Annotated in this window: 8 protein-coding genes; 3 read left to right on the top strand and 5 right to left on the bottom strand. The window is 73.4% G+C overall.

The window, feature by feature from the left end:
• Positions 1 to 78: 78 nt before the first annotated feature.
• Together E4T13_RS08520 and E4T13_RS08515 are read right to left on the bottom strand one after the other, a co-directional pair.
• The gene (locus E4T13_RS08520; protein WP_137177865.1) at positions 79 to 3,894 is read right to left on the bottom strand and encodes a translocation/assembly module TamB domain-containing protein; all 3,816 of its coding nucleotides are present in this window, start codon (positions 3,892 to 3,894) and stop codon (positions 79 to 81) included.
• Complete coding sequence (locus tag E4T13_RS08515) at positions 3,878 to 5,737, bottom strand: autotransporter assembly complex family protein (protein ID WP_137177864.1); 1,860 nt, start codon at positions 5,735 to 5,737, stop codon at positions 3,878 to 3,880. The genes E4T13_RS08520 and E4T13_RS08515 overlap by 17 nt, the downstream gene beginning before the upstream one ends.
• 80 nt (positions 5,738 to 5,817) lie before the next feature.
• Here E4T13_RS08515 and E4T13_RS08510 point away from each other — a divergent pair, with 80 nt between their 5' ends.
• Together E4T13_RS08510 and E4T13_RS08505 are read left to right on the top strand one after the other, a co-directional pair.
• Positions 5,818 to 6,969, top strand: a complete 1,152-nt coding sequence (locus tag E4T13_RS08510) for an amidohydrolase (protein ID WP_137177863.1) — start codon at positions 5,818 to 5,820, stop codon at positions 6,967 to 6,969.
• Positions 6,970 to 6,989: 20 nt separating this feature from the next.
• Positions 6,990 to 8,234 carry an Hsp70 family protein gene (locus tag E4T13_RS08505; protein WP_137177862.1) on the top strand — a complete coding sequence of 415 codons (1,245 nt, stop codon included), beginning with the start codon at positions 6,990 to 6,992 and terminating at the stop codon, positions 8,232 to 8,234.
• Positions 8,235 to 8,321: 87 nt separating this feature from the next.
• Here E4T13_RS08505 and E4T13_RS08500 read toward each other — a convergent pair whose 3' ends face one another.
• The gene (locus E4T13_RS08500; RefSeq protein WP_137177861.1) at positions 8,322 to 9,275 is read right to left on the bottom strand and encodes an alpha/beta hydrolase; all 954 of its coding nucleotides are present in this window, start codon (positions 9,273 to 9,275) and stop codon (positions 8,322 to 8,324) included.
• A gap of 101 nt (positions 9,276 to 9,376) precedes the next feature.
• Here E4T13_RS08500 and E4T13_RS08495 point away from each other — a divergent pair, with 101 nt between their 5' ends.
• Complete coding sequence (locus tag E4T13_RS08495; protein ID WP_240791044.1) at positions 9,377 to 12,040, top strand: GNAT family N-acetyltransferase; 2,664 nt, start codon at positions 9,377 to 9,379, stop codon at positions 12,038 to 12,040.
• A 15-nt stretch (positions 12,041 to 12,055) separates the two neighbouring features.
• On the opposite strand, the gene E4T13_RS08490 is transcribed toward E4T13_RS08495, so the two are convergent.
• Positions 12,056 to 12,928, bottom strand: coding sequence for a helix-turn-helix domain-containing protein (locus tag E4T13_RS08490; protein WP_137177860.1), 873 nt, complete (start codon positions 12,926 to 12,928; stop codon positions 12,056 to 12,058).
• Positions 12,929 to 13,182: 254 nt separating this feature from the next.
• Positions 13,183 to 14,094 (bottom strand): 2-hydroxy-3-oxopropionate reductase, encoded by a 912-nt coding sequence (locus E4T13_RS08485; RefSeq protein ID WP_256370446.1) that lies wholly within the window; start codon positions 14,092 to 14,094, stop codon positions 13,183 to 13,185.
• Positions 14,095 to 14,145 lie beyond the last annotated feature (51 nt).

Below are 14,145 nucleotides of genomic sequence, written 5' to 3'. Positions count from 1 at the left end.
CTGCGCTGACGGTCGTGCCCCCACCCCGACCCTCCCCCGCTATCGCAGGGGAGGGAGCATTTGCACCATCGGCGCTGCTTACCTCCCCCACTCCCACTCGTAGCTGAGCCCCACTCGGTTCCCCGATTCCCGGTCCCCCGTCTCCGCATCCAGGCGCAGCCTGGGACCGAGGTCCACGCGGACGCCGACGCGGCTCGATCCCGGTTCGGTGCCCTGGCGCACGCCGACATAGATGCCGTCCGCCACGTAGCGCCCGGCCTCCAGCGTGGCGCCGCTGCGATCCTCGGCGGAGGTGTTGCGCGCGGCGCGCTCGCTCTCGCTGCCCACCGCCAGCCGGTCCAGGCCGAGCGTCTGGCGGATGCGCTCCAGGAAGCCGCCCGCGGCGTCGCCGCCCGGAAGCCCGGCCGCGCCCGCCAGCACCTGCGCGATCTGCGCGATCTCGAAGGGCGAAAGCTGGCGCAGCGGGCGGTCGAACAGCAGCCGCGCCAGCACCTCGTCCTGCGGCAGTTCGGGCGTGGAGGAGAAGACGATCTGCGGCTGCGTCGGCGAGCCCGTGATCTCCACCCGCGCCGTCACGCTGCCGGCCTGGCTGGTCGCGCGCAGGTCCAGCTCGGGCAGCAGCCCGCCATTCCAGTCCAGCACGCCGCGGTCGAAGGCGATGCGGCGGCCGATCACCGTCACGTCGCCGCGCCGCATGGTCAGCTCGCCATTGATGTCGGGTGCGGCGATGGTGCCGCCGATGGCAAGCTGGCCGCCGAGCTCCGCATCCACGCCGCGGCCGCGCACGAAGACGTTGCGCGGCGCCTCCACCGTCAGCGCCAGCGCGATGGGCGAGCTCGGCGCGGTCCCCCCGGGTTGCGTCGCGGGGCGTGCCGGGCGCGGCGCGCGTCCGGGCGGCGTGCCGATCTCCCGCACCGGGTCCAGCGTGCGGATGCCGCCGGGCAGGCTTTCGGGAATGCGGATCTCCGCGCGGCGGATGCGGATCGGTCCGCTCAGCGTCGCGCCATTGGTCGCCTGGCCCTGCAGCCGGAGATCGGCGTCGAGCGTGGCGCGCAGCAGGTCGCTTGCCACCGGCTGCGCGTTGGTGGCGGTCACCTGCAAATCCACCGGCAGCCCGGCCTCGAAGGGTGCGATGGTGCCGGCCAGGGCCAGCCGCCCCTCGCCGCTTGTGCGGCCGGTGAGGTCGGCGCGCAGCCGCTGGCCATCGGGGCGCAGCGTGCCGGCAAGCTGGCTGATGTTCACGCCATAGACGCCATTGCGGTAGCTGCCATTGGCCAGACGCGCCTCGCCGCCGAGCACGGGATTGCCCGGCGTGCCGCTGGCGCGCAGCCCGAGCGTCAGCCGGCCGGTCACCCGGTCGGCGCCGGCCGACAGGAACGGGCTCGACAATGCGGCGAGGTCGATGTTGCCGTTCAGCGTCGCCTCGAAGGGCGCTTCCGCGCCGGGTCCCTGCGGGAAGCGCGCGGTCGCGTTGAGGCGCTGCTGCGGGCCGAGGCGGAGGTCGGCATCGGCGGTGAGCAGCCCCGCGCCGGTGCGCCGCAGGTCCAGCCGCAGCTCACCCGGCGGCAGGGCGCGCGCGGCATCGGGGCCGGCGCGCAGGCCGGTGCCGCGCAGGTTTGCGGTGATCTCGGGCGAGGCGACGGGGCCGGTGATGCGCGCCTCGCCCGTCACCGTGCCGGCCGGGTTCACATCCGGCAGCAGCGGCGCGAAGCCGGCCAGGTTGAGCGCGGCGAGCGTCGCGCGGATATCGGCGCGTTCCGGCCCCCAGGTCCCTTCGGCGCGCAGCGTGCCGTTGCGCGGCAGGGCGATCGTGGTCGCGGCGATCTCCACCGCGCCGTTCGGCCGCAGCGTCACGCGCGTCGGCGCGGCCAGGCGGATCGTCTCGCCCTGCGCCGTGGCGCGCAGCGCGGCGAGGTCCACGCGACGCGCGCCATCCTCCAGCGCGCGCACCGTGCCGCGGGCCTCGGCCTGCACCTCGTTCGCCGTGCCCGAGAGGGCGACGTCCAGCGCATCCAGCCGGCCTTCGGCGGTGGCGGTCACCTCGCGCGCCGTGACGCCGAAGCCGGCGAAGCGCGGCGCCTCGACGCGCGCCGTGATGCGCTGCTGGCCGTTATCCACGGTGCCGCGCGCCTCCGCCCGCAGCGCGCCGGCGATCTCCTGCCCGGCGAGCCGGCCGAGCGGCGCGAGGTCCGGCGCGTCCAGCCGCGCCTCGCCCTCGGCGAGCAGTTGCGTCGGCTGCACACGGCCTGAGGCGGTCAGCCGCGCCGGGCCGACCCGCGCATCGGCCGATTGCAGGCGCAGCCAGCCTTCATCCTCGGGCGTGCCGCGCACGGTGAGTTCCACCGGCAGCGATTCCAGTGTCGCGGTCAGCCGCGCATCCACATCGGGCCGGGTTGCGGGGCTGGCGATGCGTGCATCCAGCGACAGCGCCTCCAGCACGCGGCCCGCCGCTTCCAGCCGGTCGGAGCGTGCCGTGACGGTCAGGGTGGGGTCGCCCGCCGGCCCGGTCGCGGTGCCCTGCAGGCTCAGCGCGCCGGAGACGCCGGGCACCGCCGCCTCGGGCGCCGAGACATTGGCGGCGAAGGTCAGGTCCAGCGTCTGCCCGACCTGCCCCTGTGCCGAGGCTTCCAGCGCCTGGCCGGTGACGGAGAAGGCCTCGATCCGGTCCGGCGCCGTAGCGCGCAGCACGATGCGCGGCGTGGCGCCGAGCAGTGCCTGCAATGGTTCGATGGCACTGGTGAAGCCGGCGGGCGTCGCGGTCAGCGCGACCCGCGGCGCATTGAGCGGACCGCTGACCTCCGCCTCGGCGCGCAACGACTCCCAGCCGACCGTGTCGGGCGGCAGCAGCCCCGCGAAGGCCTCCGACCCGGCGAGGTCCGCGGTCACGCTGAGCTGGCTGCGCGGCCCCGAAAGGTCCAGCCGACCATTCCCCGCCACCGTACCGGCGGTGCCGGCGATGTGCAGCGCGCGCAGGTCGAAGACGCCATCGGCCATGCGGCTGGTGTCGAGCCGCAGCGCCAGCGGGCCGGCGAGCCGGGCCAGCGGCGGCTGCAGCAGGCCAGAGGCGTTCACCTGCCCGTCCAGCGTCACGCCAAGCCGCGCGCTGTCGGGCGCGGCGATGGTGCCTTCCACATTCGCGCTGACGCCCTCGCCGGCCTCGGCCCGCAGCGTGAAGGCGGCGCTCTCGGCCGGCCCGTCCAGCGTGAGGTCGAGCGACAGCGGCCGTTGCCCGAGCCCGGCCACGCGGGAGAGCGCGCCGCCCGCATCGCCGCGCAGCGTCGCGGCGGCGTTCAGGCGGCCGGTGCCGGGGCGCAGCGTCGCCTGCAGGGTCAGCAGCGCGCCGCCGTCGATCAGCGTCGCGTCGAGCGAGAGGTCGAGGCCCTCGTCGTCGAGCCGCATGCCCCCGGTGGTGGACAGTGCCACGGCTTCGCCCAGCAGGCCCTCGTCCAGCTGCAACCGCTCGATCCGCAGGCTGTCGACGCGGATGGCGACGGGAAGGCTCGGCAGTTCGGGCAGAAGCTGGCCGGGCGGCGCATCGGCCGGCGCCGGCGTGTCCGAGACGGGGGCGCGATGCACGATGAGGCGGCTTGCGCTGAGCTGGCGGATCTCGATGCGCCGGCGCAGCAGCGCGGTCGGCGACCACTCGACGCTGCCATCCTCGATCTCCAGCCAGACGCCCTGCGAATCCGAGAGCGTCAGCCGGGTGAAGCCCGGGCTGGAGGAGAGCGGGTTGCGCAGCCCCTGCAGGCCGAGCCCCGGCACCCAGGATTGCAGCTGCCGTTCGATCCAGGTGCCGCGCGCCGCATCCTGCGCGCCGACCGGCAGCGCCAGCGCGAGAAGCAGCAGCGCGAGCGCAAGGACGCGCCAGCGGTTGCGGCTAAAACGCCTGGCCAAGGCCGACATAGATGCCATACCCGGTATCGCCCGGTTCCTTCGTGAGGGGGAAGCCCACATCGACGCGCAATGGCCCGATCGCCGTGGCATAGCGCAGGCCAAGGCCGACGCCGTAGCGCATATCCGCGAAATCCGGCGTATCGGACTCACTCGCGGTGCCGCCATCGAGGAAGGCGACCACGCCGATCGGGCCGGAGACGCGCTGGCGCAGCTCGACCGAGACCTCGGCGAGGCTGGCGCCGCCGGTGAGCTGGCCCTGCGCGTTGCGCGGGCCGATGCTCTGGAAGCCGTAGCCGCGCACGGAGCCGCCGCCGCCGGCATAGAAGCGCTTGTCGAGCGGCGCCGCGGCGCTGTCGCCGAGCAGGCTGCCCGCTGTGCCGCGCAGCGCGATCACGGACCCGCCATCGCCGCGCAGGTCGAAATAGGTGCGCGCGGTGCCCAGGGCGCGCACGAAGGTGCCGCCTTCCAGCAGGTCGTAATAGGGCGTCGCGGCGATATCCAGCCGCCAGCCGCGGCGCGGGTCCAGCAGCGAATCGGTCGCGTCGTAGCGCGCGGCGCCGACGAAGCCGACGAGGGTGTAGGGTTCGAGATCGTCGCTCTCGGGCGGGCCGATGCGCCCCGTTTCGAAGATCGGGCCGCCGCGCAGCAGCCAGCGCTCGCCGAAGCGGCGTTCCAGCAGGGCGGAGGCGATGACCGCATCGCGATCATAGGCGTTGAGTTGTTCGCGCAGCGCGGTCGCTTCCAGGATCAGCGTGGTCAGCCCGTCGAACAGGCCGGGACGGCGGAAGGTGGCGCTGGCGCGGTAGTTCGTGTCGGCGGTGATGCTGCCGGAGCTGAGCCGGGAAACCTCCGCCTCCAGCCGCAGCGTCTCGGCATTCCCGAAGAGGTTGCGCCGCTCGTAGTAGACCCGGCCCGAGAGGCCGAACTCTGTCTCATAGGCCACGCTGAAGCCTGCGGCGTTGCGGGGGCGGTCGGCGACGGCGAAGGTCACCGGCAGGCGCCCCGCCGCGTCGAGCCGCTCGCCGGCGCGGGCGCGCACCGTGTCGAAGGCGCCGAGCGAAAGCAGTTCGCGCCGCGCCCGCTCCAGCCGCGCCGGGGAGAAGGGGTCGCCGGTGATGCGGTCGGCCACCTTGCGGATCAGCGCCTGGTTGACCTGCGTCTCTCCGGTGATGGCGGGCGTGGCGAAATCCGCCTTCGGGCCGGGCGAGAGCGTCCAGACCACGTCCATCCGCTGCGCCTCGTGATCCACCGTGACGGCGCGGTCGATCACGGAGGCAAGCGGGTGGCCGAGGTCGCGCAGCCCGTCGATCAGCGCCGTCTCGGCGTCCAGCACCGGGCCGGCGGCGGCGGGATCGCCGGGCGCGATGCCGGCCGGCGTGCCCAGAGCCGCGACGGCCGGCGCCTCGGCCTGGGTCGCGGCGCGGGTCTCGATGCGTCGGAGCGTGTAGCGCGGGCCGGGGATCACGCGGACCTCGACGCCCACCCCCTCCGGCGGGGCGGGGGAGCCGGCGAGGCGGTCGGCAAGGCCCGTGGTCTCCGCCGGCACGCCGCCGATGCTCACCTGGACCCGGCCGGCCCAATAGCCGCGGGAATGCAGCACTTCCTCGAGCCGGCGCGGCTCGGCGCGGGCGCGCGCGACCAGGCCATAGGCATCCACCGGCGCCGGTTCGGCGAGGCTGCGGAGCTGCGATGCCTGGGTCAGCGCGGAATCCAGCGCGTCCTCGCCGGTCGGTACCAGCGTGGTCGTGTAGGGGAGGTTGGAATCCTGCTCCTGGGCGGTGGCCGGGACGGCCAGCAACAGGCAGAACAGGAGCAGAAGGATGCGCGGCAGGATGGTCCTCACCCGGTGACAGCGCCGTTGCGGCGGCGTGGTTGCCCGGCGAGGGGATGGAGCGCTCCGCCGGGAAAGGCTAGCTATGTGACATGGATCCAGCTTTTGCCGAGACCCTGACCGCGTGGCGGCGCCATCTGCACGCGAATCCCGGCCTCACCCTGGCGGAACAGCATACCGCAGCCTTCGTTGCGCAGAAGCTCCGCGAGATGGGCGTCACCGAGATCGCGGAGGGCTTCGGCGGGCATGGGGTGGTCGCGACCCTCAGCCGCGGCGGCGGCAACCGGAGCGTCGGCCTGCGCGGCGACATGGATGCGCTGCCGATCGAGGAGCAGAACGCGCTGCTGCCCTGGCGCTCCACCGTGCCGGGCGTGATGCATGCCTGCGGGCATGACGGCCACACCACGGCGCTGCTCGGCGCGGCGAAGCTGCTGCTGGACGATCCCGCCTGGACCGGCACCATCCGCCTGGTGTTCCAGCCCGCGGAGGAAGGCGGCGGCGGCGCGAAGCGCATGATCGAGGAGGGGCTGTTCCAGCGCTTCCCGATGGAGCGCATCTTCGGTTGGCACAACTGGCCGGGCCTGCCGGCCGGCACCATCGCCGTGCATGACGCAGCCGTGATGGCCGCGGGCTGCCGCTTCGAGGTGACCTTCGACGGCCATGCCGCGCATGCCGCGCTGCCGCATCTCGCCCGCGATCCCATGGTGGCCGCCGGGCATTGCATCGTTGCGCTGCAGAGCGTGGTCGCGCGCAACCTCGACCCGCTGGCGGGCGGGGTGGTGAGCATCACGGTCGTGGAAGGCGGCGAGGCGGTGAACCAGATCCCCCGCCGCGTCGTGCTGAAGGGCACCGCGCGCTGGCTGCTGCCCTCGGCCGGGGAGGCGATCCGCGAGGGCATGCATCGCGTGGCGCAGGGCATCGCCGCCACCTTCGGCGTGGAGGCGACCGTCGCCTGGAAGATCGGCGTCGATCCCACGGTGAACCATCCCGCCGAGCGAGACCTGGCGGCCGAGGCCGCGGCGACGGTGGCGCCGGTGCGTCGCGACATGCCGCCGGCGATGACCGGCGAGGATTTCTGCTGGTTCCTGAAGGAAGTGCCCGGCGCCTTCGTCTGGATCGGCAACGGCCCGGCCGAGGATGGGCGCGAGCTGCACCATCCCCGCTACGACTTCAACGACGCGATCCTGCCAGTGGCCAGCGGCTTCCTCGCGGCCACCGCGAAGCGGGCGCTCGCGGCGGGTTGAGCGGCAGCTTGCCGCGGGCCATGCGGCGCGCCATCGGCATCGATTTCGGCACGACGAACAGCGTTGTCGCCATGCTGCGCCCGGATGGCGCCACCGAGACGCTGTGCCACCCGACCGGCGCGCTGTTCCGCTCCGTGCTCTGCTTCTGGACCGATGCGGAAGGGGTCGAGCGGCGCGCCGCCGGCCCCGCCGCGATCGAGGCCTATCTCGACGATCCGCTCGACAGCCGCCTGATCATGTCGCTGAAGAGCTATCTCGGCCAGCGCAGCTTCACCGAGACGCGCATCGCCGGGCGAAGCTGGCGGCTGGAGGAACTGGTCGCGCTGTTCCTGCGCGCGTTGCTGGCACCCTGGCGCGCGGAACTGGAGGGCGCGCGGGTCGCCATCGGCCGGCCGGTGCGCTTCGTCTCGGCGGAGGATGGCGACGAACTCGGCGAGCAGCGGCTGCGCGCCGCCTTCGCCGCCGCCGGCATCGCCGATGTGCAGGTGGCGCTGGAGCCGGCGGGGGCGGGGCACCGCTTCGCGCAGGGGCTGGAGCGGCCGGCGACGGTGCTGGTCGCGGATTTCGGCGGCGGCACGAGCGACTTCTCGCTGCTGCGCTTCGATCCCGGGCCACCGCGGCGCGTGACGGCGCTCGGCCATGCCGGCGTCGGGCTGGCGGGCGATGCCTTCGACTACCGCATCATCGACCGCGTGGTCTCGCCGCTGCTCGGCAAGGGCAGCGACTACCGGGTGATGGGCAAGCCGGTGCCGGTGCCGCCCGCCTGGTATTCCAGCTTCGCGCACTGGCACCGCCTGTCGCTGATGCGCGCGCCGCGCACGCTGCGCGGCATCCGCGACGTGGCGCGCACCGCCGAGCGGCCCGAGGCGCTCCGCCACCTGGTCCGGCTGATCGAGGACGAGGCCGGATTCGCGTTGTATCGCGCCGTCACGGAAGCGAAGGCGGCACTGTCGCGCGAGCCGGAGACTGTGCTGGACTTCGCGCATGACGATTTCGTGCTGCGCGCGCCGATCGCGCGGGCGGATTTCGAGGATTGGATTGCGCCCGATCTCGCGCGGATCGAGGCGGCGGTGTCGGCGGCGCTCGTCCACGCGGCGCTGGCGCCGGAGGGCGTGGACCGCGTCTTCATGACCGGCGGCACCTCCCTGGTGCCGGCGGTGCGCCGCATCTTCGAGCGGCGCTTCGGCGCGGAGAAGGTCGTGGCCGGCGGCGAGTTCGTCTCGGTGGCGGAGGGGCTGGCGCTGATCGCGCGCGAGGGCGGGTGAAGGCGCCGCTTCTCCCTCCCCCGCGGTGCGGGGGAGGGTCGGGGTGGGGGCGCGACTGCGCTTCCCCGAACCTTGCCCGGAAACGACTTACCCGAACACCCGCTTCAGCCACGCCGCACCACCCGCGGCCGCCTCGCGGGATGCCGTCACATGGCTCAGCGCGCGGAGGAAGCCATGCGCCGTGCCGGGGAACAGCCGACTCTCCACGTTGACCCCCGCCTCCCGCAACCGCTCCGCCATCGCCCGGTTCTCGGCGGCGAGCACGTCCAGTTCTGCGATATGCAGCAGCACCGGCGGCAGGCCGCGCAGGTCGGCGCGCAGCGGCGCGGCCAGCGGGTTCAGCCGGTCGGCGGGACGCGGGCAGTAGCATTCCCAGTAGAACCGCATCTTGGCGCGCGTCAGGAAGTAGCCCTCGGCGAATTCGCGATAGGTCGCGCTGTCGAGATTCGAATCGAACACGCCGTAGTTCAGCAGCAGCCCGGCCAGGCGGATGTCGGGATCGGTCTCGCGCAGCAGCAACGCGGCCCCCATCGCCAGGTTGGCGCCGGCGCTGTCGCCGCCGATCACGATGCGCGCGGGATCGAGGCCCCATTCCGCGCCCTTGCGCGCCACCCAGCGCACGACCGCGGCGCATTCCTCCAGCGCCTGCGGAAACGCCGCCTCGGGGCTCAGCGCGTAGTCGGGGCCGATCACCGCGCAGCCGCCGCCGGCGGCGTATTCGCGCATCAGCCGGTCATGCGTGTCCACGCTGCCCCAGACCCAGCCGCCGCCATGGATGTAGACCAGCGTCGGCAGCGGCCCCGCCGCCGGCCGATGGAAGCGGCAGAGCAGGCGCCGGCCGCGGATCGGCAGCCAGCGGTCGCCGCTTTCCGCCATCGCCGGCCCGCCCTGCGACAGGTCGAGTTGCGGTCCGTCATTCAGCAGCCGCGCCTCGTCCAGCGGCGGCTGCAGCACGATGGGCGGCAGCGCGGCGGCCCGCGCCTCCATCATCGTGGAGAAGGCGAGCATCTCGGGGTCCCAGCGGGAATCCTGTGCGGGCATGGCGGTTCCTTCCTTCGCCGCGATGGGACGCCGCGGCGCGCAGGGGCGCAACCCCTCGCGATGTCACGCCGGCGCCGTTGCGGCCGCGCGCTGGCGGGACCATGCTGCGCCGCACCATGCAGAAGCCCCTGCCGACGCTGGGTCCGCGCGGCAAGCTGCGCGAGGAAGCGCTCTATCGCCCGCGGCATGTCGTGCTGGTGGCCGATCCGGCGCTGCCGCAATCCGCGCTGCTCGCGGCGAACCTGGTGGCCGGCGGATTCCGAGGCCGACTTTTCGCGGTGGGCATGGCGCATGCAGGCTTCGAGACGGTCGCCTCCATCGCCGAACTCGATCCCGCGCCCGACCTCGCCGTGCTGTCGCTGCCGGCCGAGGCGCTGGAGCCTGCGATGGCCGCGCTGGCCGAGCGCGGCGCGCAGGCCGCGGTGGTGCCGGGCGTGGCGCCCGATCTCGGCGCCATCGCGGCGCGCACCGGGCTGCGCGCGCTGGGGCAGGGCAGTTTCGGCGTCTGCGTGCCGGGGATCGGGCTGAACGCCTCTCTTGCGCATCTCGCGCCGCGGCCGGGCAAGCTGGCGCTGGTCTGCCAATCCTCGGCCCTCGCGCGCGCCGTGCTGGACTGGGCGGAATCCGAGAGCGTCGGCTTCAGCCATGTGATCGGCATCGGCGGCAATGGCGATCTCGGCTTCGCCCATGCGCTGGACTGGCTCTCGCGCGATCCCGGCACCGCGGCGATCCTGTTGGATCTGCGGCGCATCAAGAACCGGCGGCAATTCATCTCGGCCGCGCGGGCGGCTGCGCGCACGCGGCCGGTGGTGGCGATCCGTGCGGGCGGGCGGCTGATGGATGCCAGCGGCCTGGCGGATGCGGTGATGGGCGCGGCGCTGCGGCGCGCCGGCGTGCTGCGCGTCTCCGGCCTGTCCGAACTGCTCTCGGCCGCGGAGACCCTGGCGCGGGCGAAGCTGTCGCCGCGCGGCGGCGCGGGCGACCGCATCGGCATCGTCGCCAATGCCACCGGCCTCGGCCAGTTGGCTGCGGATGCGGTATTGGCTGGCGGCGCGCGGCTCGCGGCGCTGCCGCCGGAAGCGCTGGGGAGCCTCGCCATCGGCCTGCCCGCGGGCTGGCACGGGCGCAACCCGATCATCCTGGGACCGCTGACCGGCACCGCGCTGGGCGAGGCGGCGGCGATGCTCGCCGCGCTGCCCGAGGTGGACACGGTGATCGCGCTGCATGCGCCGGTCGCGGGCGAGAATGCCGAGACCGTCGCGGCGGGACTGACCGCCGCGGCGAAGGCGACGCGCGCCGCGCCGGTGCTGGCCTGCTGGGCCGGGGAGGCGACGGCCGCGCCGCAGCGCCTGGCGCTGGCGCGTGCGGGCCTCGCCGTGTTTTCCACGCCGGAAGCGGCGGTGCAGGGCGCGCTGCAGCTCTGCGAGGATCGGCGCAACCGCCGCGCTGCAGCGGAACTGCCGGGCAGCGACGTGCTGGCGCTCGCGCCGGACCGCGATTCGGTGCGCGCGATCCTCGCGCGGGTGCGCGGCGAGGACCGGCTCGAGCTGACCGATGACGAGGCGCTGGCGGTGCTCGCCGCCTATGGCATGCCGGTGGTGCAGGGCCGTGCGGTGCGCGACGCGACGCATGCCGTCGCCGCGGCCGGCGCGCTCGGCTTCCCCGTGGTGCTGAAGCTGCGCAGCCCCGACATCCCGCACAAGACCGAGGTCGGCGGTGTCGCGATCGGCCTGCGCAGCGCGGCGGCGCTGCGCGAGGCGGCGGCGGGCATGCTGGAGGCGGTGCGGCGCCTCCGGCCGGAGGCGCGGATCGACGGCTTCCTCGTGCAGCGGCAGGTGGAGCGCGGGCTGGAACTGCGCCTGCGGCTCGAGGACGACGCGATGTTCGGGCCCTTCATCGGCTTCGGCCTGGGCGGCACCGCGGCGGACCTGCTGGGCGACGAGGCCTTCGACCTGCCGCCGCTGAACGACGCGCTGGCCAAGGCGCTGATTGCGCGCAGCCGCGCGGCGGTTCTGCTTGCCGGATATCGCGACCATCCGCCGGCCGACCTTGATGCGGTCGAGGATGCGCTGGTGCGGCTGAGCCAGGTCGCGGTGGACTTCCCGGAGATCGCCGCGCTCGGCATCAACCCTCTGGTCGCGCGCGCCGACGGCGTGGTGGCGCTCGATGCAAGTTGCACCCTGCGCCCGGCGGGCGAGGCGGCACTGCTGGCGATCCCGCCCTATCCCGAGGAATGGGTTTCCCGGTTCACCACGCGCTCCGGCGAGACGCTCACCATCCGCCCGATCCGACCCGAGGATGCGGAAGCGCATGGCGCCTTCTTCCGCCGCCTGACGCCGGAGGACATACGCTGGCGCTTCTTCTCCCAGCTGCGCGAGCTGCCGCCGCAGCAGATCGCGCGGATGACGCAGCTCGACTACGACCGCGAGATGGCCTTCGTCGCTGTGCGCACGGCGCCCGACGGCTCGGAGGACCTGCTCGGCGTCTCCCGCCTGATCCGCGAGCCGGACGGCGTGACGGGCGAATTCGCGGTGATCGTGGACCGTGCGATGAAGGGGCAGGGGCTCGGGCGGCACCTGATGGAGCGGCTGTTTGCCTGGGCGCGCGTCAGCGGCATCGCGACCATCGCGGGCCAGGTGCTGGCCGACAACGCGCCGATGCTCGCCTTCGTCTCCGCGCTGGGCTTCGCCGCGAAGCGTAGCGCGGAGGATGACGACGTCTTCGAGGTGACGCGCCCGGCGACCTTGCCCGGTGAGGCAAGATAGCGGGCCGCGACCGGATCAGCCCAATTCGCGGATCAGCTCGCGTACCCGGGCGGCGGCGGCGGCACCCTTCAGCGAGTCGCGCCAGGCGGCCTCCGCCACACGCTGATGCGCACCCACCGCCTCGTCCGCGGCGGTGATCGAGCTCACGCCGATGCCGCCCTGCGGCGGCGTGTCGGGGGCGAAGGGCGAGGCGACGACATGCGCGCGGTCGCGGCCGCGCAGCACCATGAAGGCGCCGGCCGGCTCCACCGCCGATGCCAGGCCGATCTGCACGCCGATGGGCACGGATTCCATCATGGCGGCGATGGATTCCGCCTCGCTCCGCGCCGCGGCCAGGCAGCGCTGCCGGGTGCGCTCCGGCACCGTAAGCCCGGCGCCGACGCCCTCGCGCAGCATGCGCACCAGCGCGCCCTCGCCGAGGATCGCGGTGATGGTGGGACGGCGGGACTGGTGCAGCTTCTTGCGCGCGGTCAGCAGGCCCAGCATCTGGTCGGTCGCCGCGCGGGCGGAAGCGCGGTCGGAGGAGGCATCCGCCGCCTCCGTCCACGCCTCGGCCAGCGCGCCGTCATAGGCGTCGGTCGCGACCTGGTAGCAGAGGCCGCCGCCCACGATCAGGATCTGGTCGGCGCCTTCCTCGATCTGGCGGAGCCGCTCCTCGAAGGCGATCGGGCGGCTGAAATACTCGACGCCGATCCCGAGCAGCGACAGCGGCGAGATCTTCAGAAGCTCGGCCAGCCGCCGGATCGTATCCAGCTTGATGACCTCGCCCTTCTCGTAGCGATAGAGTGCGGCGCGCGAGACGCCGAGCCGCGCGGCGATCTCCTCGGCGCGCAGCCCGCTTTCCAGACGGTAGGCCCGCAACTGCTGGCCAATGTCGGCGAACCGCATGCAATCCCCCGTAGGTCGCTCGAATCGGATACAACCAAGGAACCGGAGACGTATCTCACTTCCTGGTCGCTGGCCAAGTTTTGCGGGACGGGCGGGACGAATGCAATATCGAAATCCCGCTTTCCGACCCCGGCGCAAGCAGCGCCGAAGCAGGATCGCAGGATTGATCCTGTCGATTACACGTATTGCGCGAGTCGTGTGGCGGCAAGCAACCGGACGGAGCGCTGCCCGGTTGCGTGCCTACCCTGGCCGGTTCAGGCGTCCGGCGCGACCTTGTGCGCGGCCATCGTCTCCAGCGCCTTCACCAGCCCGGAATGGTCCCAGCCCTTGCCCCCGAGCGCCGCGCAGGCCGCGAACAGCTGTTGCGTGGAGGCGGTGTTGGGCAGCGCGACGCCCAGCTCCTTGCCCGATTGCAGGGCGAGGTTGAGGTCCTTCTGGTGCAGCTCGATCCGGAAGCCCGGCGCGAAGGTCCGCTTGATCATGCGCTCGCCATGCAGTTCCAGGATGCGGGAGGTGGCGAGGCCGCCCATCAGCGCCTGGCGGACCTTGGCCGGGTCGGCGCCGGCCTTGGAGGCGAAGACCATCGCCTCCGCCACGGCCTCGATCGTCAGGGCCACGATGATCTGGTTGGCGACCTTGCAGGTCTGGCCGGCGCCGTTCTCGGTGCCGACGAGGGTGATGTTCTTCCCCATCTTCTCGAACACGGGCAGGGCGCGGTCGAAGGCGGCCTGGGGCCCGCCGACCATGATCGTCAGCGCCGCGTTCTTCGCGCCGACCTCGCCGCCGGAGACCGGCGCGTCGAGGTAGTCGCAGCCGAGCGCGTTGATCTTCTTGGCGTATTCCTTGGTTGCGGTCGGGCTGATCGAGGACATGTCGATCACCAGCTTGCCCTTGGAGAGACCCTCCGCCACGCCGTCCTTGCCGAACAGCACGGCCTCGACGTCGGGGGTGTCGGGCACCATCAGGATGATGATCTCGGCGGCCTCGGCGACCGCCTTGGCGCTGGCGGCAACGGCGAAGGCCGCGCGGTCCTCGGCGGTGAGCGACTTGCGCTCCACCACCGTCATCTCGTGGCCGGCGGCCTTGAGGTGGTTGGCCATGGGACGGCCCATGATGCCGAGGCCGATGAAGCCGATCTTGGACATGGTCTGTCCTTTCGCTGCGATGTTGGTCGGGCCCCCACCCCGACCCTCCCCCGCAGCGCGGGGGAGGGAGCT

This window comes from Roseomonas sp. AR75, from assembly GCF_005222815.1.
GTDB lineage: Bacteria > Pseudomonadota > Alphaproteobacteria > Acetobacterales > Acetobacteraceae > Falsiroseomonas.
The sequence above is the reverse complement of the archived record's forward strand: the minus strand, read 5'-3'. Positions and strand labels throughout refer to the sequence as shown.